This window comes from Chitinophaga sp. CF418 (assembly GCF_900142925.1).
Taxonomy (GTDB): Bacteria; Bacteroidota; Bacteroidia; order Chitinophagales; family Chitinophagaceae; genus Chitinophaga.
In genome coordinates this window covers 150,628-173,328 of the sequence record NZ_FRCN01000002.1, presented here as the reverse complement: position 1 = coordinate 173,328, position 22,701 = coordinate 150,628, and the positions used below count along the sequence as shown (strand labels likewise).

Here is a 22,701-nt window from a genome sequence, read left to right as displayed (position 1 = left end):
AGCCCTCCGGGTGAACTGCGGATAGCAGTGTACCGGAGGGCCCGTGAGTATTGAAATATCGTTTATACTACTTGATGATATGCAGATGCGTTTTCGGATGGAACATGTGTGTGATCCTGTGCAGGGTCTTGTTAAAACCTGCACCCAGGTCATTGCCTTTTTTCCACTGCTGCATATAAAGGAAACCGGTTAATCCACCGCCGATGAGTGATGGCACCATCGTCAGGTCGTTACTATTGACCAGATGTGTGCCGATGTTTACGAGCAGGAAGATAACGGTGATCATCCAGAAGGGGATGGGCAGATTTGGAAGCAGTCTGTATTTGGGCGCCACTACTGTTGCGCCAATGGCCAGGGCCATAATAGCGGCAGAAGCACCGGTCATGCTGGCAAATGGCTGCAGCTCCCGGAAGGGTGGGATGAATTGCATGCCCAGCAGATAAAATACCGCACCTATAATTCCGCTCAGGAGGTACAGCGGCAGGATATGCTGACGGCCTGCATGATTTTGCAGCATGGTGCCGAAACAAGCCAGCCATATCATGTTGCTGACAATCATCCAGAAACTGTCATGGGTGAACATTGCGGAGATCAATGACCAGGGATTGTGCAGCAATGTCGCAAAGCTGGCAGATAGTGTCAGATGCGACAATACATCGTCATGATAACGGGCCAGCGGATTACCCTCAATGCGGTAGATGACTTCTGTAAAAAACAGCAGAACGAATACCGTGATATTTATCAGCAGCAGCTGCATCACCATATTCTTTTCTTCTCCCAGGGATAAGGGAGTTGTATTCCTTTCCTCAACGTGCATCATGTCACAAGATCTTTTATGATTAATAAAAATGTCGACGGTTATGCCTGTTCCAGATCCTGAGGAGCAGGTAGCTGAAGAGCACTCCACCAAGGTGTGCAAAGTGGGCTACGTTATCTCCGGCTGAGTTCTGAATACCGGAATACAGTTCCAGGAGGATGAGGATCCCTACAAAGTATTTTGCCTTTAAAGGGAACAGGAAGTAAAGGTAAATGAGATTATTGGGAAACAGGTATCCGAATGCGAACAACAGCCCGAATACAGCACCGGAGGCCCCAAGGGTGGCACTATCCGGGTAATCCAGGGCGAACTGACGGATGAACACTTTGGTATCGTTAATCACGCCGGGATCGTTCGGGAACCGGTAGAATATAGTCTTGGTGCCTTCGGATAGATATCTGCCTGAGTCGAGGTCGTAACGGCTATCCAGCAGTCTGAAATTGGCGATGGAAGGATCGTTAAGGAATGCCCTGGCATCATGCGCCAGCCGGACGTTTTCGTAGGTCAGCACACCCATATGGCAAAGGGCCGCCCCCAGACCGCATACCATGTAAAAGATCAGGAAGCGTTTGGGGCCCCAGATGTTTTCCAGTGTGGCGCCAAACATCCAGAGGGTGAACATGTTCATGAACAGATGCCCGAGGGTGGCATGCATGAACAGGTGTGTAATAAACTGGTGAGGCCTGAAGAGATCGGACCCCCAATAGTGCAACGCGAAAATATCATCAATCCTGTTGTTCCCGATGGCGCTCCCTAAAGTGTTCTGCGCAAGGAACACTAAACCATTGATGATCAGTAGGTTTTTGATCACCGTAGGGAGTATTTCAAATCTGCCGGGCCTGAACTCGCTCATTTCTCCTTATTCTTTAATGATTAATTCTTTTCTCAAGTAACACCACGTTCTCAATATGGTGTGTATGTGGGAACATATCCACCGGTTGTATCCTTTTGACACTGTACATAGCGTCCAGTAGCGCCAGGTCCCTGGCCTGTGTAGCAGGGTTACAACTTACATATACTATGCGGGGAGCAGCAATTTCGAGTAGCTTGTTAACCAGTTTCTCGTGCATTCCGGCCCTTGGCGGGTCTGTGATCACGACATCCGGTTGCCCGTGTTGGGCAAAGAAAGCGTCATTGCAAATATCCACTACATCTCCGGCAAAGAATTGTGCATTGTTCACGTTGTTGCGGGCGGCGTTTTCAATAGCATCATCAATAGCCTCTTTTATCAGCTCTATTCCGACCACCTTGCCTGCCTGCCGGGACACAAAAATACCAATACTACCTGTACCACAATAGAGATCGTAAACAATTTCTGTTCCTGTTAATCCGGCAAACTCTCTTGTTACCTGGTACAATGCTTCTCCCTGGTAAGTGTTGGTCTGGAAAAAGGATTTGGGACCTATTTTAAAAGTAAAGTCTTCCAGTTTCTCTTCCACATATCCCTTTCCGAAGTAGACCTTCGGTTCCAGGTCGAAAATAGTATCGTTCAGTTTTGGATTGATGGTATACAGTACGGAGGTAATACCCGGAACAGTAGCCAGCAGGTGGTCCAGCAGGGCTTCCCTGTCCTTTTTGTTCTCGTGATGGATCACGAGGTTAACCATTACTTCGCCGGTGGTACAGATCCTGATCACCAGGTTACGGAGCCATCCTTCCTTGGCGCGGATGTCGTAAAAGGAGAGCTGGTTGGCCAGTGCGTATGCGCGGATGGTGTTCCGGATGGCATTGACCGGTTCTGCCTGCAGGTAACAGGTATTAATGTCCAGCACCTTGTCAAACAGCTTCGGTACATGGAAGCCCAGGGCGTTCCGTTGAGGAATGCTACCGTCTTCATTCAGTTCCTCTGCCGGAAGGTATGCTTTATTGCTAAAGGTGAATTCAAGTTTATTACGGTAATGGGTGGTGTGCCTGGAGCCCATGATGGGTTGCATGGGAGGCAATTCCAGTTTACCGATACGCTGGAGATTATCGGCCACCTGCTGCTGTTTGTATTCCAGTTGCAGGGAATAAGGTAGCATCTGCCATTTGCAGCCGCCACAGTTACCAAAATGTTCACAGAAAGGGTCAACACGGTTAGACGCCAGAGAATGGAAACGGATGGCCTTGCCCTCTGCCCAGTCTTTTTTGTTCTTACCAAGACGTACGTCCACCACATCTCCGGGTACAACGCCGCCTTCAATGAATATCACTTTGCCATCTATCCGGGCCAGTGCCTTCCCCTCGGCTGCATAAGCGCTTACAGGGACTTTTTCAAGAATAACATTTTTTTTCCTCACGGGTGCAAAGGTAGGATTTTAGCTGATCACTGATTTTGTGAAATTCCCTTTTCCTTGCTACTTTTACAGTAACCGATATCCTATGCGTAAACTTATGATATTACTCGCCTGCATTTTCTGCCACTGGCAGTTACAGGCGCAGGGCTACCAGCTTACTTTCCAGTTAAAACAGTATACAGGAGGGCAGTTATGTCTGGCTCATTATATGGGCAAAAGCTTTTACATGGCTGATTCCGCCCAAATTAATGCGCAGGGGGTTGCTGTGATGAAGAATAAGGAAGCATTACCAGGAGGGATCTACATCGTACTGCTTCCTGGCAGGCAGCGCTATTTTGAGATGCTGCTCGATGATAAGGATCAGCTATTCTCTGTTAGCATCGATACTACGGACCTGATCAACAAGACGGTATTCAAAACCTCCAAAGAGAACGAGATCTTCCAGTCATATAATAAATTCCTGTCGAAAGAAGTAGCGCCACAGGACAGGCAACTCAATGCCCTGATGGCCAAACATACTGCGGCAGACAGTGCAACCGCCAGGTCTTTACAACAGGAGCTGGGCAAGAAATTGCAGAACTTCCGTAACAGCATTGTGACGGAACACCCGAAAAGCCTGCTGACCAGCATTTTCAGGGCTATGAAAGACCCTGAAGTGCCACCCACCCCTCCCGGTGAGGATTCTACATTCGGCTATCGTTATTACAAGACGCATTACTGGGACAGCGTAAACCTGACTGATGGCAGGTTGGTAAGAACAGATATTATTGAGAAAAAACTGAACCGGTACTTTACACAGCTGGTGGCTATGGACCCTGATTCCATTATTGCCGAAGCAGACAATATCGTTGCGAAAACCCGGAAAGATAAAGAGATGTTCAAGTTCGTGGTATGGTGGCTGACATATACCTACGAAACTTCCAAATACATGGGTATGGATGCTGTATTCGTACACATGGTAGAGAAATACTACGTATCCGGCGAAGCTTACTGGCTGAAGGATGATCAATTGAACAAGATCATTTCCCGGGCCTATTCCATGGCGCCAAACCTGATAGGACAACAGGCACCTCCGCTGGAAGTGAAGGATTCTTCCCTGAAACCCGTTTCCCTTTATACTACAAAAGCAAAATATACTATCCTCGTTTTCTGGGATCCCACCTGTGGCCATTGTAAGGTAGAGGTCCCCAAACTTGACTCCGCCTTTAATGCCAGCTGGAAAAACAAAGGGGTAGCCCTGATCGGCTTTAAAACTGAAGGCACCAAAGATGAATGGCAGGCTTTCATCAAAGAGCATAAGCTCAGCGGATGGATCCATGCATGGGACCCCGACGCCCAGAGCAATTACCGCCGTTTGTACGATGTATACAGTACACCAGTGGTGTATCTGCTGGATGAAAAGAAGAAGATCCTGGCCAAAAGATTGGGGGTTGAACAGCTTAATGACTTCCTTGAAAAAATGGATACAAAGGACGGAACAGTTCGCAAATAAACAGATATAAAAATTATTTTTTACTGTAATTCACTTATTTGCAATTACATAAGTTTGCTGCGAAGCTCTTTGGCATAGTCTTTGGCATTTTGATGTTGTAATCAAATTGTTAAGATTATGAAAAAGATTATCCTTTCGTTTGCAGCCCTTGCAATTTCTTTCGGAGCAATGTCTCAGGTGCGGCTAGGTGTAAAAGGTGGTTGGAACCTTTCTACCATTTCTGTGGACAATAATGGTTCGGTGGATAAAGACCGGTCATTATCAGGTTATCATATTGGTCTTATTGCGGATGTTCCGTTGGTACCAAGAATACTCTCTTTCCAGCCGGGTGTATTCTATACAACCAAAGGTGCGAAACTGGAATCCGGAGATAAAGATAACAGCGCCACTGTTCCATACAGGAAATATACAACCCGTCCCCAGTACATTGAAGTTCCTTTAAACATTGTTGGTAAGATACCTGTTGGTGCGAATACCAGGCTATTTGCCGGTGTCGGCCCTTACCTGGCATTTGGCGTAGCAGGTAAGAATAAAGTGTCTACCACGCTTGCCGGTGTAACAACCAGTACAGAGTCCAAAATTAAATGGGATGACGACACCCCATTCCACGACGGCGATCCTAACCAGGGATTGGACAAGTATAAAAGATTTGATTGGGGTGGTAACGTCCAGGTGGGTGCTGAATTCAGGAACTTCCTGGTTTCTGCCCAGTATGGACACGGCTTTGGTAAGATTAACTCAGGTGGAGATGATAGCAGGAATGACAAGAACAAGAACAGAGTGTTCAGCGTGTCTTTAGGTTACCTGTTCTAATCGTCTGACAGTAATTCAGTCACTTTTTTAACCGGGCGTAAACAGGCAACGTCTACTAATAACAAAACAGCTAAGAAATTGGTATAGCATCCTCTAACGCCTGTAGGATGCTATACCAAAAATTAAAACACCATATGAAAAAGGTATTATTATCCATTGCCGCGCTGATGATTGCAGGCATTACTTTCGGCCAAACAAAATTCGGTATTGTGGCGGGACCTAATTTCTCAAGTGCAACAGTTAAAAGTGCAGGTAACAAAGAAACCGGTGATCTGGTAGTTGGCTTAAGAGCCGGAGTTACAGCGGATTTACCACTGGCAGATGAATTTTACATCGGTACAGGATTACTGTATGCTGGTAAAGGCAGCAAGACCAATGACAACCTGAAAACGACATTATCTTACCTACAGGTGCCTATCAACTTCCTGTTCAAACCAGAAGTAGGCGCCGGTTCGCTGAACCTCGGCGCTGGGCCTTACATAGCCTATGGGCTGGGTGGTAAACACAAAGGTACTGTTGGTAACGCATCCGCTGAGTGGAAAGCTTTTGATGATGAATCAACTATTATTGGTGGAAAACTGAAACGCTTTGATGCGGGTCTGGGTATTGTGGCTGGTTATGAAATGAAAGCCGGTCTGTACCTTGGTATCAATGCCGACCTTGGCCTGGTGAATGCGTATGACAATACTGACAATGATCGTAGCTGGAGAAACACCTCTTTTGGTGTGTCTGTAGGTTATAAATTCTAAGGCAAGCAATATTTGATAAAAAGAGAGTCCCTCCGTTATTGACGGGGGGACTTTTTTATTTTTCGAAAGTTTCCCCCTTTTTGTTGAGAAAGCTCAACTTTGAATTCTATTTGTGAGTATTTAGATTATTTTTATGCCCGTATTTATGACGGGGAGATCCCGTGTTATGAACCCTGGAAGACCCTACTAAAAGAGGACAATACCACACATTATTACAACACAACGTAAAACGCATGAGTAAATTTTTTACACTCTTCATTTTAACGCTGTTAACTTCCCTATTGCCCCTACATGCCCAGGTAAGTCTTGGATTGAGGGGTGGCTATACCTTATCTGCCACACAGATTAAAAACAGCCAGGGGTATAAAAGTAACAGCCTTGGCACCAACAGTCAGTTGACGAGTCTGCATGCCGACCTGATCATCAACGTGCCTGTCTACAAAAGACTCTATTTTCAGCCCCTGGTAAGATACATTACCAAAGGTGCTTACCTCCGTCCCCTGCCTTCCAAACAAGGCATATTTGTGGAATCTGCCAACCAGCTTAAACTGCATTACCTGGAAGTGCCATTGAATATGGTACTCAAATTTCCGGTTTCCCTGGGGAAAATCGTAGTAGGGGCCGGTCCCTATGTAGCTTATGGACTGAATGGCACCTATGACCTGGACCTTATGTACAATGGATCTGTTGTTAGCACGGATTCACATTCAATCGAATTTAATTACAAAGACCGGGGGATCGCTCCGGGTGCGCAGTTACGCCGGTTTGACGCGGGCGCTGATCTGATGTTCGGAATAGAATTTAATAACCTCATGGTCTTCGGCGCGAATTTGAGCCGGGGGATGTTCAATCTTGACCGTACATCTTCTGCAAAGATCACCAATAGCTATTTTTCTATGAGTCTGGGCATCCTGCTCAATAGAGAGGATTACTAAAAGAATAAGGGCATTTAAAAAAATAAGGGAGTTCCTGAAAAGGGGCTCCCTTATTTTTTTTTGTGGTAATAGGGGTAAGGCCAGACATAGCCGTCTTAGGGATTGATAATTCACTACAATTATCAGCAACAAAAAAGACAAAAAGTGTGACAGTTATTCGGACATGCTGCTACGTTTCCACGTAATGGCATTTTTACTAAGAAAAACGGTTACCATTTAATAATAAAAAGCGGTCCGCCATTGGCGGACCGCTTGCTTTATAACTTTATAAACTGCGCTTAATTATTATTTATTATACCACTGCTTCAACCGCCTTACGGATCACATTGGGTTTACCCAGTGTGTAGTAGTGCAGTACGGGTACGCCAAAAGCTTTCAGTTCTTTAGACTGTTGTATCAGCCATTCAGTGCCTACAGCTTCCACTTCCTTATCTGTTTTACATTTCAGGATCTCATTGGCAAGATCAGCCGGAATGTCTACATGGAATGTACGTGGCAGGACAGTCAGCTGTTTACGGGTGGTGATGGGTTTTAATCCCGGGACGATGGGTACAGTAATACCCGCTTCACGGCATTTGGCCACGAAGTCAATGAACTTCTGGTTATCGAAGAACATCTGGGTCACGATATAGTCCGCGCCGTTTTCTACCTTTTTCTTCAGGTAGCTCATGTCTGTCTGCATGTTAGGTGCTTCGAAGTGTTTCTCCGGGTAACCGGCCACACCTATACAGAAGCTTGTTTTTACGCCCCCCTGGAGGTCTTCCTCCAGGTAAATCCCATTGTTCATATGTACAACCTGCTGTAGCAGTTCGTCTGCATAACGGTGCCCATGTGGCTCAGGTTCAAAGAAGGTCTCATTTTTGGGGGCATCTCCACGTAACACCAGTACGTTGTCCACACCAAGGAAATTGAGGTCGATCAGCGCATTCTCAGTTTCTTCCCTGCTGAAGCCGCCACAGATCAGATGTGGAACGGCATCCACGTCATAATGGTTCATCAATGCAGCACAGATGGCTACTGTACCGGGCCGTTTACGGATCTCCACCTTTTCAAAGGTGCCGTCAGCCCTTTTCTTAAACATATGCTCACTTCTATGGTAAGTAACGTTAATAAAAGCCGGCTTGAATTCCATTAATGGATCAAGGTGTTCATATATAGAATCGATACTCTTACCTTTAAGGGGAGGTAGGATCTCAAAAGAGATCAGTGTATCTTTTGCCTGCGCTATATGTTCTGTTACTTTCATAGTAGAAATAAAAGTGAGCTTAAGTTAATGCCGGGCAAAAATAATACATCCATTAGAATTATCATCTGAATTTTAGTGAAAAGGCCGAATATTTTAATACATTGTACTCCATTAATAGATAAAAAATGTAGCGATCTTGCACGAATTGAGGGGCTGACGACAGTTAGACGTTGAAAGCTAAATGAAAAGTGTATTTTTGCTAAGTTTGAACATATGGCATTAAAAATACATACAGATCAACTGGTAAAGCGCTATGGTCACAGGACCGTGGCAAACCATGTATCTGTAGAAGTGACACAAGGAGAGATAGTGGGATTGCTTGGTCCTAACGGAGCGGGTAAAACAACTACATTCTATATGGTGGTGGGGCTGATCAAGCCCGACGAGGGACAGGTATACCTGGATGATGTGAATATTACAAAGCTGCCAATGTACAAAAGGGCAAAGATGGGAATTGGTTATTTACCTCAGGAAGCTTCCGTATTCCGTAAGCTGAGTGTGGAAGATAACATTTCCGCCGTACTGGAAATGACGAACCTGAAGAAAGCGGAGCAGAAAGAAAAGCTGGAAAGCCTGCTGGAAGAATTCCGTCTTACCCATGTGCGCAAAAGCCCCGGGGATGTATTGAGTGGAGGCGAACGCCGGCGTACGGAAATAGCGCGCGCACTTGCGGTCGATCCTAAGTTCATCCTGCTGGATGAGCCTTTCGCCGGTATCGACCCCATTGCAGTGGAAGATATTCAGTCGATCGTTGCCCGCCTTAAATACAAGAACATAGGGATCCTCATAACAGACCATAACGTACAGGAAACACTCTCCATCACTGACCGGGCTTACCTGCTTTTTGAAGGTAAGATACTCAAAGCCGGAACTGCAGAAGAGTTAGCCGAAGACGAACAGGTAAGAAAAGTGTATCTTGGCCAGAATTTTATTTTACGTCGTAAGAATTACCTGGACGAAGCTGCTAAAAAACAATAAAACTACTACGTTCCTGATCCTATTATGAGAATATTAAGTCCTGCAATATCACAATTGGCGCGTTTGCGTATGGGGCGCATAGAATATTTTATGCAGTACCCCCTGCAGGTGCAACAGCAGGTGTTCCAGAATCTAATTAGCGCCGCTCAGTATACTGAGTTTGGCAAACAATATGGCTTTTCACAGATATATAAGATAGACGAGTTCAAGCAGCGGGTACCTATTCATAATTATGATACCCTCAAGCCCTATATCCAACGATTAATGGAAGGGCAGCAGAACATCTTATGGAATACGCCGATTAAATGGTTTGCCAAATCCAGCGGTACCACCGCCGATAAGAGCAAATTCATACCCGTCTCTGTAGAAAGCCTGGATGACTGTCACTACCGTGCCGGCCGCGACGTATTATCACTGTACTATAATAATTTCCCTGACTCCCGCCTGCTGACCGGCAAATCGCTGGTAATAGGCGGTAGCCATCAGGTCAATAAACTGGACGCTGAAAGTGATTCTTACTTTGGCGACCTGAGTGCCGTGATGCTGCAGAACATGCCGTTCTACGGTAACATGATCCGTACGCCCGATCTTTCCATTGCCCTGATGGACGAATGGGAGGAAAAAATAGAACGTATGGCCAATGCCGTGATACATGAGAATGTCACCTCTATTGCCGGTGTGCCTACCTGGACGCTGGTACTGATCAAACGTATATTCGAGATCACCGGGAAAGATAACCTGGCTGATGTATGGCCTAACCTGGAATTATATATGCATGGTGGCGTAAGTTTTACGCCCTACCGGGAGCAGTTCAAAAAACTGATCCGTAAGCCGGACATGTATTACCAGGAAACCTATAATGCTTCTGAAGGCTTCTTTGCTGCACAGGACGTAATAGGAGAGGAAGGCCTGCTCCTGTTCCTCAACCACGGCATTTTCTATGAATTCATGCCAATGGAGGAATACGGAAAACCATGTCCGCAAACCCTGCAACTGCAGGAAGTGGAAATGGGTAAGAACTATGCCCTGATCATTAGTACCAACGGAGGACTATGGCGTTACCTGGTGGGGGATACAGTACAGTTCACCTCTCTCGCGCCTTACCGCGTAAGGGTAAGCGGACGTACCAAATCTTTCATCAATGCCTTCGGGGAAGAGCTGATCGTAGAGAACTCTGATATGGCCATCGCCAAAGCATGTGAGGTGACCGGCGCTGTGATGAATGACTACACCGCGGCCCCTATCTACTTCAGCGATAGCGCAGCTGGTGGTCATGAGTGGCTGCTGGACTTTGATGTGATGCCTGGAAACCTTGAACAGTTTATTGATGTATTGGATAACACCCTTAAGTCCATCAATTCTGACTATGAAGCCAAACGTCATAAAGACATGGCGCTGCGCCGCCCTGTAGTACATGTATTGCCCAAGGGCACCTTTACAGACTGGCTGAAGAGTAAGGGTAAACTGGGTGGTCAGCATAAGGTACCCCGCCTCAATAACGAGCGGCAGCATGTGGAAGAAATTCTTAAATTCGCCGGCATCACTGGCAAAATCTAAATTTAATTATCTAACAACTATTACGTCTATATGAAATTACTGGAGAACAAAGTAGCTATTGTAACGGGAGCCAGCAGAGGTATAGGGGAAGCTATCGCGATCAAATTTGCAGAAGAAGGTGCAAACGTTGCATTCACATATCTTAGTTCTGACGAAAAGGCCAAAGCACTGGAACAAAAGTTACAGGCAATGGGTGTAAAGGCAAAAGCCTATAAATCCAATGCAGGCAGTTTCGAAGAGAGTGAGGCGCTGATAAATGATGTGCTGAAAGAATTTGGCGCCATCGATATCTGCGTGAACAATGCCGGTATTTCTAAAGATAATCTGCTGCTGCGTATGAGCCCCGACCAGTGGGATGAGGTAATGGATGTGAACCTGAAGAGTGTTTATAACATGACCAAACATGTGATCCGCCCGATGATGAAAGCAAAAAGCGGTTCCATTATCAATATGAGCTCCATTATCGGAATGAAAGGTAACGCGGGCCAGAGCAGTTATGCTGCTTCCAAAGCAGGTATTATCGGTTTTACCAAATCTATCGCAGCTGAACTGGGTAGCCGCAACATCCGTTGTAATGCGGTAGCGCCAGGTTTCGTTGAGACTGATATGACCCACTACCTGAAAGATGGAGATGGTGCGAAAAACTATCTGACGCAGATTCCGCTGGGCCGCTTCGGTAGCACTGAAGATATCGCTAACGTATGTCTGTTCCTGGCTTCCAACATGGGAGCTTATGTAACCGGTCAGGTGATCAGCGCCTGCGGTGGACTGAATATGTAATTATAATATTATTCAGGGCTCAGGAATTGAATGCGGCATCTGCCTGCTATTTCAATTCCTGAGCCCTGATTGTTTAATATCGTTTTCCGGGGATCTCCACCCTGAATGTCTCTATACACTTCCTATCCTGCAATGTCACATATACGGTTTTACCGTCTTTACCTCCAAAGGTGAGATTGCTGCACTGTTTGCCTTTCAGCGGAATCTCCCTTACCTGCTTGCCATCCGGCGCTAATACCACGATTGCTCCCTTCCCCCAGCGGGCTACATACAGATTGCCGGCCTTGTCACATTTCATACCATCAAAGCCATAGTCTGGAAATTCAGCAAACAGCTTTTTATTGCTGATATTACCATCCTTATCCACATCGAATTTCCAGACCTTACGCTGAACGCTTTCATTTACGTACAGGGTCTTTTCATCAGGGCTTAGTTCAATGCCATTGGCGGTGCCCATATTGCCATTCAGGAGTACGGCTTTACCGCCTTTATCGATACGCCAGATCTGTCCCTTACTGTTTTTCCAGTCAGGGTCTGAAGCGAAGAGTACGTCCTTCTTACTGATGCAGAGATCATTGGGCTGGAACATTTTATCAGAATGCACATAAACGCTTACCTTTTTGGTCTTCATGTCCACTTCCAGTACGTTGTGACCTTTGAAATCCGGCAGATACATATTGCCTTTGCTGTTGAACTGGATACTGTTTGCGATGCTGCTATCCGGCAATGTCACAAACACTTCTCCGCTGCCGTCTTTCGTGCTGATCTTTCCGATGGTTCCGTCCCGCAGGTAGTTCACCACATAGAGATTGCCTGTTTTATCGAAGTTGGGTCCCTCAATGTTGACAGAGAACATATTCTCTTTCGTAAGATCTTGTGCCTGGTACAATGCCGTGGATTTGTCCTGTGCCATGACCGCACAACCGGCTGATAACGCCAGTAATAAACAGATATGCTGCTTCATGATAAAAAATTACGTTGAGTTATCAAGTTAAGAAAAGATAGGAGTATTAAACGGTTAATGAGACAAAATTGACCGTTGTTAAGCCCGCAGAGGCTAAAATATGTCAAATAACTACCGTTCAAAAATTTGGTAATCAAACTATTAATATATTACAGAAGTACTTATATATTTGTGATGTTATTAGTCCTGTGTAAACGTCCAATTATGTTTAGAGTTCTACCTATTGTTTGCCTGTTGGGGCTCATACTTCACTCATCATGTAACAACGGCCCTCAACCCGCTACCGTTAAACAGAATAAGAGCATCAATATAGCGCCCATTGTGCCGGATAGTGTGATGAAGCACTTAGATTTCATCAACGGGCTGACACAATTGAAGTTACCCTATCCGAATGCCTATGAGCTGAAGGAGATAAAAGATTATGCCCATTACCTGGGTACCGATACTTTTCAGCGGGTAACGGCGGGCCGCTTTACTACTGTGAATGGATTTACTCCCGTTATCTATGCCTGTGAGGTAAATGATCACGAAAAGAGGACCTACCTGGTAGTATATAACGACAACGGGACAGAGAAGTCCCGTCTGCAGATAGCTGCTAATGTGAGCAGGGAGCCGGGAGAGGAGAAAGAAGAAGTCGTTGCAGTAAAGGATACTACCTCAACGGAGTTTACCAATCAGTGGTTCTATATAGGATTGGATTCCCTGATTGAAGTAAGGGCCCGTCATTCCACTTATGTGCAGGGTAGTCAGAAAGTGAATACTTCCCTTCGTTTTTACAGGATAGGACGTAAAGGAACGATTAAGGAAGTACCAAAGGATAAAGAATCCTTTGAGAAATATGCTGCCCGTTTTCCGGAATATAAGTTACCAGCAACATTGGATACTGTCAGCACAAAAGAGCTGAAAGCGATATCGAGGCTTACTCCTTATTACGATTTTAAGGAAGAAAGCCCGGATCCTTTATACGCATTAGGCAGATTGGAGATTGCGGGAAGAGCAACAGCCCTGTTATATGCGAGAGATACTATTTACCTGGATGAGGGATTAACATATCCAGAGGTAAAACTGATCACTTACAAGAAAGGAAAAGAGGTGGACAGGATTGTGGTATACGGAGGTACTTTGGGCGAACATTCAGAGACCATTTACAGGAAATGTATGGTGGATAAAGATGCCAGCATTAACCTGAAGGAGGAAGATACAAGAGAACTGGATAGTAGTTTCCGCTTCAAGACGGTGTACAATATGCAATATGAGGTGCTGCCCGGTGGCAAGATCATCGGCCGGCAGGCCACATCTATTGTACATAGTTCAAAACTGTACAATGAAAAAGCGCTTATTAAATATTTCAAAGGCAAACGGGGGAATCATCACTATGCATCACTGTTCCATATCCGGGCAAAAGACAATATTCTTGTAGGATTGCATGAGTTTAACAAGGGTGGGGAAAATTTCCTGGAGTTTTTAACCGTGAACAGGGATAATAAGATTATTGACAGGTACACGGTGTATAACAATCTGAAGAAACTGAAGCTGGCAGACGTAAAGGCGAAGCAGATGGAAAACAGGGAAGATGATTATAATGACAGGAGGGGCCGGCTTACCTGCGATGCAATTATCAAATTGACAGGCAAAGAGCTGCACATTACACCAGGGGGGAAATTTGTGAAATAGTTTTCACTATTTTCGCCGGGCCATGATACATGTTTCAGATTTTAAAGACCTTGAACACCTTTCGATACACAAGGTAGGAAATGCCTCACAGGAAGAACCGCTGATTTGTTCTCAGGCCCCGCTGGAATTGCAGGACGAAACAATCAGCCAGCTATTGCTGACGTATTTTATACAGCCGTTTACCAACAGCGCGGAGTACTTCCGTTTTTATCATGAGGCTGATTTACAATTAAATGAGATTTTTCAATACTGTCGGCGTATCTTTGAAAACAGGGACAATTTTCACGAGCAATCAGTAAATATTGCCAGGCATCTGTACAAGCATTCCACTCATCCAAAGATTAAAGGTGGAGAACTATATATTGCCTACTTTAGTAAGTGTCAGGTGGATGGAGAAGACGTCGAGGCGATAGGTATTTTTAAATCCGAGAACAGGGATACTTATCTCAAAGTATTTCTAGCCAATGACAACTATGAGGTGAATTATGAAGATGGGATCAATATCAATAAGCTTGATAAAGGTTGCCTGGTCTTTAACACCGAAGAAGAGAATGGGTACAAAGTCAGCATTATAGACAGCATCAGCAAACAAAATGAAGCAGTTTACTGGAAGGATGCATTCCTGCAGGTGCAACGCCGTGAGGACAGCTATCACCAGACAGAACTGGCAGTGAACATGTGTAAGAAGTTTATCCATGATAAACTGCCCGGCGAATACGAGATAAGCCGTGTAGATCAGGTGGATCTTCTTAATAAATCAGCAACCTATTTCAAGGAGAAAGAGCAGTTTCAGCTGGATGATTTCGCACAGGAAGTATTGGGGCATCCCGATGCTATAGCGTCATTCAAGGAATACAAAGAGCAGTTCCAACAGGAGTTTCAGCAAGAGTTCCCCGACGAGTTTGATATATCATCTCCTGCGGTGAAGAAACAGCAAAAGGTTTTTAAGAGCATACTGAAGTTGGACAAGAACTTTCACATATATATTCATGGTAACAGGGAAATGATTGAGCGTGGATTTGATGAGTCTACCAATTTGTATTACTATAAGTTATTGTTTGAAAACGAAACTTGATCTATCTTTTTTTCATAAGCAAAAACCAATTATTAAACAAAGGCTGTTCTTTCGGACGGCCTTTTAGTGTCTCGAAACCGGGAACGTTCCCACCAGTAAAAAAGGAGAATATTATAAATGAAAAAAAGCGCATCATATTACTGATGCGCCTTCTCAATGGTATTAAAACGGAAGTTTATTTCTGTTTTTCGCGGGGTTTCGGTGGCCTGTTTCCTCCGCCTCCCTGTTGTTTAGGATTGTTAGGATTGTTCTTGTCCTGCTGCGGTTTAGGCCCATTAGGCTGATTACGCTGGTCCTGCTTCTGCTTGGGAGCATTCTGCTGTGGGCGTTGTTCCTGTTTAGGCTTTTGTTGCTGCTGCTGTGGACGATTATCCTGTTGTTTCTGCGGCTTGTTTTCCTGCGGCTTTTGTTGTGGTGCCGGACGGTTCTGGCTGTCGCCTTTGCCTTCCTGCTTTTTGCCCTGTTGTTGCTGCTGCGGTTGTTCCTGTTTCTGTTTGTGCTTCTGTTTTTCCTTGTCTTTGTGTTTACGTTTCTGGGAAGCTTTTTCCAGGGAACGCAGGCTGATCTGTCCTACAACATCTGCGAAGCCAAGATCTGTTTCTTTCGGTTTAATTGTCACTACTTCCACAGGTTTCAGGTCTTCCGGCCTGATATTCTGTTTGTTCAGCTGGCGTATTTCTTTCACGCGGGCAATGGTAAGCGGATACTGCTTATTACTGTCGCCGTAAGAGTACCACATCAGGTTTTTGAAGATATCTCTCTTCTGAAGGGTAGCCACGCCATTGGCAGTTTCAATACTGTCTGCATCTTCAGGGAATTCCTTCAATGCATCCAGGTAAGTGTCAAGTTCATAGTTCAGGCAGCATTTCAGACGACCGCACTGGCCGGAAAGTTTTGCCTGATTAATAGACAGGTTTTGATAACGGGCAGCGGTGGTATTAACGCTCTTGAAGTCAGTCAACCAGGTAGAGCAACAAAGTTCTCTTCCGCAACTGCCGATACCACCAACTTTTCCGGCTTCCTGGCGGGCGCCTATCTGGCGCATTTCCACCTTTACACGGAATTCACCGGCATAGAGTTTAATCAGCTCACGGAAATCCACCCTGTCGTCAGCGGTGTAGAAGAAAGTGGCTTTACGGCCATCAGCCTGGATTTCTACTTCTGCGAGTTTCATTTCCAGGCCAATACTGCGGGCAATAGCCCTGGCTTTGATGAGGGCGTCCTTTTCGCGGGCTTTGTTATCATTCATCCGCGCAAGGTCTTCATTTGTAGCGCGGCGAAGTACCTTCTTTACTTCTGGGGTATCTTCGATACGCTTTTTCTTCATCTGTAATTTAACCAGTTCGCCTGTGAGGCTGATCTGTCCGATGTCGAAACCACTGACGCCTTCTACAGTTACCATTTCTCCTTTATCGAGCAACTGTTTGGTGGTGTTACGGAAAAAATCCTTTCTGCTACCGTTGTTGAAGCTTACTTCTATTATATCAAATGGTGCTAAGCTGTCACTTAAGGGAATATTGGCCAGCCAGTCAAATACATTCAGCCTGTTACAGCCTCCACTACTGCATCCTCCATTGCTTTTGCATCCTGACGGCTTCCCCTCTGCACCTGTACCACATCCGGCACAAGCCATATTAATCGATTTAAATTATTAAATGAAATACATCCGGGCATTGGACCGGATGCCTTAATATATATAATTCCTCCTTATTACATAAGGGCCGGAATAAACAAAGATAACGGAAAATGCCCTTAATATGTCATATTGCCGGAATCGGCCTCTTTTTAAAGATATACTGCAATTTCACAGAAAGTGCATGAAACAGCAATTTGGCGTTCGCATTGCGCTCTATATAATAGCAGGCATTGTCCATTTCCTGCATGATCAGTTCCATTTGCTGAAGGTCTGCCAGCTTTTGCAGTTTCGCTGCAAAGTCTGTTTCCTCATCTGAAAAGGCCAGCTGGCTTTTGTCTATATACTTCAGTCGCAGGGTATGTTCCAGAAGGTTGATAAAATAGCGAAGGAACTGTTTCTGGTTCTCGCGCCCCATTTTGGTGCTGGCGATGCCTTCAATCCATCCCTGGAGGGCCACCCGATTGCCTGTGAAAATATAGTTGAGCCAGTTGCGCAGAAGTTCATGGTAGTCGTCATCAGAATGCTGGAGCATGTACAACGCCTCCCGGTAGTTGCCGGCAGCGATGGTTGCCGCCTGTCTTGCCTTAGCGGCTGGTATCTGCGCCCGGTTTATGAGCGCGTCTATCATCACCTCTTTCGGCAGTGGATTCACTTTGATCAGATGTGTGCGGGAGAGGATAGTGGCCAGGATCTGCTCCTGGTTTTCAGCCACAAGCAAAAAAATGGTATTGTCTGGTGGTTCCTCTATCAACTTCAGCAGCCTGTTCCCTTCGTTGCCCAGGTACTCGGGCATCCACATCAGCAGTATCTTATAGACACTCTCAAAGCTTTTCAGACTCAGCTTACGGATGATATCCTGGCATTCGGTGGCGGTAATATTCCCCTGTTTATTCTCTGCCCCGATAAACTGTAACCAGTCATATGCATTGCCATAAGGCTGGGCATCGACGAATTCCCGCCACTCGGCTGCATAATCAGCACTTACCGGTTTATCGCCCGGTTTACGGGGAATGACCGGGTAAGAGAAATGTATATCAGGATGTATGTACTTACCTGCTTTCAGGCAGGAAGCACATTTACCGCAGGCGCCATCCGGCTGTCTGTCTTCGCATACCAGGTATTGCGCAAATGCAAGTGCAATCGGAAGTCCACCGGTTCCTTCAGGCGCCAGTATGATATTGGCGTGACTGAGGCGGTGTTGTTCCGTGGACTTTATTAATTGTTGTCGTATATCTTCCTGACCTATGACATTCGAAAAAAGCATGAACGCAAATTAGTATTTCTTTTCTATCGCGGCCGTTACTTCAGGGGAAAGAGGTTGGGTTTTAGGTGAGAATACGGCTACCAGGTTACCTTTTTCATCCAGCAGATATTTCTGGAAATTCCATTGTACTTCTGATGGTTCGAGGTGTTTGGCTTTACTTTCAGCCAGCAGCCATTTATAGATCGGGTGGATGTCATTGCCTTTTACAGAGATCTTGGCAGCCATCGGGAAGGTTACTGCATATTTTTTGGTGCAGAATTCATGGATCTCAGCGTTGGAACCTGGTTCCTGTGAACCGAAGTTATTGGCAGGAAAGCCGATGATTACGAGGTTCTTTTCGTATTTCTTGTACAGTTTTTCCAGTTCAGCGTACTGAGGAGTGTTTCCACACATAGAAGCAGTGTTTACGATCAGGATCTTCTTTCCTTTATAATCTGCAAAATTGATCTTACCTCCATCAACGCCATCTACTTTGAAGTCATATATAGCTCCGCTTTTCATGAATAATAATATTGAAATCAACAGTGTCTTCAGTGTCATATAATTAGAATTGTAGAGTGATTTAAAAACAAGTGAGCAAATAAAATTAAGTAAAATATTGTATATAAGGTGTTAATGATAAGCGGAGTCCTTGCTATTTTAATGGTGAGCAAAGGCGAGTGTGCAAATACTTACAACAGCGCCGGCGCCTACCAACAGGTTGCTGCATGCTTCGAGGGTTGCGCCTGTCGTGAGCACATCATCAATGAGCAGGATATGTTGATCCTTAAGGTAGTTGCCTGGCCTGATGGAAAAGACGCCGGACACATTCTGCCAGCGGAGCAGGCGGCCCTTATTGGTTTGAGAGGGAGAATAGTTGTTTCTGAAAAGTATTTCCTCCATGACGGGCTTTCCTGTTACTGTGGCAATACCATTCGCAAGGAGTATTGCCTGGTTATATCCCCTTTGCTGTAATTTGGTAGGATGTATGGGAACAGGAATGATACTGTTTATTTCGTATAGCCACCTGCTCTGCAAGAGGATATTTCCCATCTGCTGGCCTAAATGGGTGGCAATGTCTTCCCGTTGATTGTATTTGAACTGATAAATGAGTTGTTGTAGTAAAGAAGACTTGCGGTAATAGTAAGCAGCCATGGCATGCCGGATGTTAACCCTTCCCCAGAAGATCTTTTCCACCGGGTTATCCGGCAGGTGCTGATAACCGGTAAGGGGCAGCCGGCGCTGGCAGCGAAGACAAAGAACTTTTTCGGTATGTGTAAGATCTATGCCGCATCCATCACAGGTATGCGGATAAAGAAGATCCAGCAGGGAGGCTAACAGGTTTTTCATTTTCAGATATAGAGCGTTAGTTAACTGAAAATAATGAAAACCCGCTAACGGGAAAATTAAAAGAGGCTTCTGTATACTTCATCGACCCGGCCTACAGGTACTACCTCAATATTGAACTTGCTGAAATCTGTTCCTTTTTTATTGTAGCGGCTGATGAAGATTTTCTCAAAGCCCAGTTTTTCTGCTTCTGCTATACGTTGTTCTATTCTGTTCACTGCACGGATCTCTCCGCTGAGGCCTACCTCACCGGCAAAACAGATCTTGCTGCTTATCGCGGCATCTTCATAAGAAGATAAAAGTGCGCACAATACAGCCAGATCAATAGAAGGGTCTTCCACACGGATACCGCCTGCAATGTTCAGGAAAACATCTTTTACACCGAAGTGAAACCCGCCACGTTTTTCCAGCACGGCCAGCAGCAATTGCAGCCTGCGCAGATCAAAACCGGTGACAGTACGTTGAGGGGTACCGTATACAGACTGTGTGACCAGCGCCTGTACTTCCACAAGCATGGGACGCATGCCTTCCATGGTAGCAGCAATAGCCACACCGCTTAGTTGATCTTCCCTTTGTGATATCAGGATCTCTGAAGGATTGGTAACCTGTCTTAATCCTGCTCCGGTCATCTCATAAATACCCAGTTCCGCTGTTGATCCGAAACGGTTCTTGATAGTACGGAGTATGCGATAAGCATAGTGCTGATCACCTTCAAACTGCAGCACAGTATCGACCATATGTTCCAGGATCTTCGGACCGGCAATGGAGCCGTCTTTGGTGATGTGGCCGATAAGGAATACAGGGGTATGGCTTTCTTTGGCAAAACGTTGCATTTCAGCTGTTGTTTCCCTGATCTGCGATACGCTGCCGGGAGCAGACTCAATGAAAGGTGATTGTAAAGTTTGAATTGAGTCAACTATAACGAGTTGTGGACGTAGTTTCTTTATTTCCTGGAAGATGGTTTGTGTGGATGTTTCGGTCAGCAGATAGAACAGATCATTTTTTATCTGTAATCTGTCTGCTCTCATTTTTATTTGCTGCGCACTTTCCTCACCACTGATATACAAGGTAGTGATGTCTTTGAGTTGCAATGCGTTCTGCAGAAATAAGGTGCTTTTACCTATACCAGGTTCACCTCCTACAAGTACTAAGGAGCCGGGTACTATACCGCCGCCCAATACACGGTTCAATTCTGCATCGGGCGTCAGCAGGCGGTCTTCCTCTATTCCGCTCACTTCGGAAAGGTTCACGATGTTATCTGATCTGCCGTTCTCTTTTTCAGGTTGCCAACCAGCATTACGTAGAGGGATATCTTTTTGTACTTTCTCTTCAACGAATGTATTCCATTGACCACAACTAGGACATTTACCAGTCCATTTAGCTGATTCGTATCCACAATTCTGACAGAAGAACGCAGTTTTAATTTTCATGCAGCAAATTTAAAACGGAAATCATCGGCTCCGTAAAAAAGAAAAAATAAACGATGAAGTGATGGTAAAAAAAATGAGAGAAAAGGGAGTTGAAGACATTCAAATTTTCATGAAAAAGGGGCAGGAAAAAATGGGATAAAAAAGAAAAGAGCCAACAGAAATTTCTGCTGACTCTTTCTACTTACTAACCCATTAAATTCACGTCTAAATTACTAAATGGCTACAGAATAAAAAAGTTTATTTAATTGATGTGAATAACTTTTGATGACTTTTCATAATGTGACAGATCTGCCACCATAGCACGTTTCAGCGGTTAAAGGCATCCAATTATACTTTCATTGAAAGAGCGTAAAGGGTTGATAAATAGGAATGATGCCGCCATAAATTATATATGAAATCGGCGTCATAAAAGCATTAAATATATCTGTCATAACGTCGGGAATGACAATTCAAAATTTTGTAAAACGCCATATTGGCAGTGTTAAATTTCCTAATTGGCAGTAAAAAATGAAGGGCCCCGGAGTAATTCTTAAGGAAATCCTAAATCCCCTTGGGAGGGATGGTTTGGACGACAATTTGATCATGGTTACCAGTAATTTTGTATTAATCTAAACTTCATTTTATAGTATGACAACTGGCATTATGTTTACTTCGCTGATCTTTATCGGGATCAGCATGTTGGTAAGCTGGAGATTGAAAAGCAAAATGAGGGAATATAGCGCTGTACCAACCTCTTCGGGGCTGACTGGTAAGCAGATAGCAGAGAAGATGTTGAAAGACAATGGAATATATGACGTACAGGTAGTTTCCGTAGATGGCTTTTTATCTGACCACTATGATCCAACCAATAAAACGGTCAATCTCAGCCCCGATGTGTATTCCGGGGCGAATGTAATGGCTGCCTCAGTCGCTGCACACGAGTGTGGCCATGCTGTACAGCATCAGCGGGCTTATCCCTGGCTCAACCTGCGTTCCAAACTGGTACCGGCGGTACAGTTCAGCTCCAACCTGGTACAGTGGGTGTTGTTGGGCGGTATACTGTTGATAAATGTCTTCCCGGCTTTATTACTGGGTGGTATTATCCTGTTTGGAGTGACCACGCTTTTTGCGCTGGTAACACTACCGGTCGAGTTTGACGCCTCCAGAAGGGCGCTCGCCTGGTTGGATAACACGACCCTGATGCGCAGGGAAGAGCATGATAAGGCGAAGGATGCCCTTTGGTGGGCGGCCATGACCTATTTGGTAGCAGCGATCGCATCCTTAGTGACCCTGCTGCAATATATAATGATCTATGCCGGCGCAAGCTCAAGGAACAGGGATTAATCTTATTATCATCTGTTAATCAATATGCAAAGGTCGGGGAGGACTTCTTTCCCGGCCTTTTTTATGCCCGGAGGCTTCCGGCCCAGGTGGTAGTATGTTATTCCTTAGTCTGGCCATGTAAAGTGATGTAGCTTGAAACGTACTACAGATCTGGAAGCAGTCGAATGTTTCAGAAGGAGGCGCTGCTTTTTCAGGCCTTACGTCTTATTAATAAATAGAAATATATATTATCATATGACTTGCAACGAAAAAATGACATGGATAAATTATTCACTGCCTGTGTTAATAATTCTGTGTCAAAATTATTATTGAAAATCAATCTATTACAAAGGTGTCATTCAAAAAACTTCCTCAAAAGTATGGTAA

At 45.0% G+C, this 22,701-nt stretch carries 20 protein-coding genes; 10 read left to right on the top strand and 10 right to left on the bottom strand.

All coding sequences use genetic code 11. The annotated features are described in order from the left end of the window. Nucleotides 1–67 precede the first annotated feature (67 nt). Genes F3I09_RS05260 through rlmD form a run of 3 tightly spaced genes read right to left on the bottom strand, consistent with a single transcriptional unit; the run spans nucleotide 68 to nucleotide 3,096 of the window. A complete protein-coding gene (locus F3I09_RS05260; protein WP_149693999.1) occupies nucleotides 68–820 on the bottom strand; it encodes a rhomboid family intramembrane serine protease in 753 nt (250 codons plus the stop codon). Nucleotides 821–839: 19 nt separating this feature from the next. After that, complete coding sequence (locus F3I09_RS05255; RefSeq protein WP_149693998.1) at nucleotides 840–1,670, bottom strand: rhomboid family intramembrane serine protease; 831 nt, start codon at nucleotides 1,668–1,670, stop codon at nucleotides 840–842. A gap of 13 nt (nucleotides 1,671–1,683) precedes the next feature. After that, nucleotides 1,684–3,096 (bottom strand): 23S rRNA (uracil(1939)-C(5))-methyltransferase RlmD, encoded by a 1,413-nt coding sequence (rlmD, locus tag F3I09_RS05250; protein ID WP_149693997.1) that lies wholly within the window; start codon nucleotides 3,094–3,096, stop codon nucleotides 1,684–1,686. 82 nt (nucleotides 3,097–3,178) lie between these two features. Here rlmD and F3I09_RS05245 point away from each other — a divergent pair, with 82 nt between their 5' ends. From F3I09_RS05245 to F3I09_RS05230, 4 genes are all read left to right on the top strand, one after another. Then, nucleotides 3,179–4,585: a redoxin domain-containing protein gene (locus F3I09_RS05245; protein ID WP_149693996.1), complete on the top strand. Its 1,407-nt coding sequence runs from the start codon at nucleotides 3,179–3,181 to the stop codon at nucleotides 4,583–4,585. Between the two features lie 117 nt (nucleotides 4,586–4,702). Then, nucleotides 4,703–5,398 (top strand): porin family protein, encoded by a 696-nt coding sequence (locus F3I09_RS05240; RefSeq protein WP_149693995.1) that lies wholly within the window; start codon nucleotides 4,703–4,705, stop codon nucleotides 5,396–5,398. Between the two features lie 134 nt (nucleotides 5,399–5,532). Beyond that, nucleotides 5,533–6,147 carry a porin family protein gene (locus tag F3I09_RS05235; protein ID WP_188133697.1) on the top strand — a complete coding sequence of 205 codons (615 nt, stop codon included), beginning with the start codon at nucleotides 5,533–5,535 and terminating at the stop codon, nucleotides 6,145–6,147. A gap of 233 nt (nucleotides 6,148–6,380) precedes the next feature. Continuing rightward, nucleotides 6,381–7,082 carry an outer membrane beta-barrel protein gene (locus tag F3I09_RS05230; protein ID WP_149693993.1) on the top strand — a complete coding sequence of 234 codons (702 nt, stop codon included), beginning with the start codon at nucleotides 6,381–6,383 and terminating at the stop codon, nucleotides 7,080–7,082. A gap of 292 nt (nucleotides 7,083–7,374) precedes the next feature. On the opposite strand, the gene metF is transcribed toward F3I09_RS05230, so the two are convergent. After that, entirely contained in the window at nucleotides 7,375–8,328 is a 954-nt protein-coding gene (gene metF, locus F3I09_RS05225) for a methylenetetrahydrofolate reductase [NAD(P)H] (RefSeq protein WP_149693992.1), read from the bottom strand. A 213-nt stretch (nucleotides 8,329–8,541) separates the two neighbouring features. On the opposite strand from metF, the gene lptB reads away from it, so the two are divergent. The 3 genes from lptB to fabG are packed head-to-tail and all read left to right on the top strand — an operon-like array spanning nucleotide 8,542 to nucleotide 11,643. Then, nucleotides 8,542–9,306: an LPS export ABC transporter ATP-binding protein gene (gene lptB / locus F3I09_RS05220; RefSeq protein WP_149693991.1), complete on the top strand. Its 765-nt coding sequence runs from the start codon at nucleotides 8,542–8,544 to the stop codon at nucleotides 9,304–9,306. Between the two features lie 24 nt (nucleotides 9,307–9,330). Next, a complete protein-coding gene (locus tag F3I09_RS05215) occupies nucleotides 9,331–10,863 on the top strand; it encodes a GH3 auxin-responsive promoter family protein (RefSeq protein ID WP_149693990.1) in 1,533 nt (510 codons plus the stop codon). Nucleotides 10,864–10,893: 30 nt separating this feature from the next. Continuing rightward, on the top strand, nucleotides 10,894–11,643 hold the full coding sequence (fabG, locus tag F3I09_RS05210; protein ID WP_149693989.1) for a 3-oxoacyl-[acyl-carrier-protein] reductase: 750 nt from the start codon (nucleotides 10,894–10,896) through the stop codon (nucleotides 11,641–11,643). A gap of 73 nt (nucleotides 11,644–11,716) precedes the next feature. Here fabG and F3I09_RS05205 read toward each other — a convergent pair whose 3' ends face one another. Then, on the bottom strand, nucleotides 11,717–12,607 hold the full coding sequence (locus F3I09_RS05205; protein ID WP_149693988.1) for an SMP-30/gluconolactonase/LRE family protein: 891 nt from the start codon (nucleotides 12,605–12,607) through the stop codon (nucleotides 11,717–11,719). 204 nt (nucleotides 12,608–12,811) lie between these two features. On the opposite strand from F3I09_RS05205, the gene F3I09_RS05200 reads away from it, so the two are divergent. Together F3I09_RS05200 and F3I09_RS05195 are read left to right on the top strand one after the other, a co-directional pair. After that, the gene (locus F3I09_RS05200) at nucleotides 12,812–14,281 is read left to right on the top strand and encodes a hypothetical protein (RefSeq protein ID WP_149693987.1); all 1,470 of its coding nucleotides are present in this window, start codon (nucleotides 12,812–12,814) and stop codon (nucleotides 14,279–14,281) included. A gap of 22 nt (nucleotides 14,282–14,303) precedes the next feature. Continuing rightward, nucleotides 14,304–15,356, top strand: coding sequence for a nucleoid-associated protein (locus F3I09_RS05195; protein WP_149693986.1), 1,053 nt, complete (start codon nucleotides 14,304–14,306; stop codon nucleotides 15,354–15,356). A 175-nt stretch (nucleotides 15,357–15,531) separates the two neighbouring features. Here the strand turns inward: F3I09_RS05195 and F3I09_RS05190 are convergent, their stop codons facing one another. The 5 genes from F3I09_RS05190 to radA all read right to left on the bottom strand — a co-directional run bounded on the left by F3I09_RS05190 (nucleotide 15,532) and on the right by radA (nucleotide 21,012). After that, entirely contained in the window at nucleotides 15,532–16,989 is a 1,458-nt protein-coding gene (locus F3I09_RS05190; protein WP_149693985.1) for a stage 0 sporulation family protein, read from the bottom strand. A 127-nt stretch (nucleotides 16,990–17,116) separates the two neighbouring features. Continuing rightward, the gene (locus F3I09_RS05185) at nucleotides 17,117–18,256 is read right to left on the bottom strand and encodes a DNA polymerase III subunit delta' (RefSeq protein WP_149693984.1); all 1,140 of its coding nucleotides are present in this window, start codon (nucleotides 18,254–18,256) and stop codon (nucleotides 17,117–17,119) included. A 9-nt stretch (nucleotides 18,257–18,265) separates the two neighbouring features. Further along, the gene (locus tag F3I09_RS05180) at nucleotides 18,266–18,757 is read right to left on the bottom strand and encodes a glutathione peroxidase (protein WP_223233142.1); all 492 of its coding nucleotides are present in this window, start codon (nucleotides 18,755–18,757) and stop codon (nucleotides 18,266–18,268) included. Between the two features lie 138 nt (nucleotides 18,758–18,895). Further along, nucleotides 18,896–19,585 carry a ComF family protein gene (locus F3I09_RS05175; RefSeq protein WP_149693982.1) on the bottom strand — a complete coding sequence of 230 codons (690 nt, stop codon included), beginning with the start codon at nucleotides 19,583–19,585 and terminating at the stop codon, nucleotides 18,896–18,898. Between the two features lie 56 nt (nucleotides 19,586–19,641). Then, nucleotides 19,642–21,012, bottom strand: coding sequence for a DNA repair protein RadA (gene radA, locus F3I09_RS05170; RefSeq protein WP_149693981.1), 1,371 nt, complete (start codon nucleotides 21,010–21,012; stop codon nucleotides 19,642–19,644). A gap of 627 nt (nucleotides 21,013–21,639) precedes the next feature. Here radA and F3I09_RS05165 point away from each other — a divergent pair. Further along, nucleotides 21,640–22,335: a zinc metallopeptidase gene (locus F3I09_RS05165; protein WP_223233141.1), complete on the top strand. Its 696-nt coding sequence runs from the start codon at nucleotides 21,640–21,642 to the stop codon at nucleotides 22,333–22,335. Nucleotides 22,336–22,701: the final 366 nt, after the last annotated feature.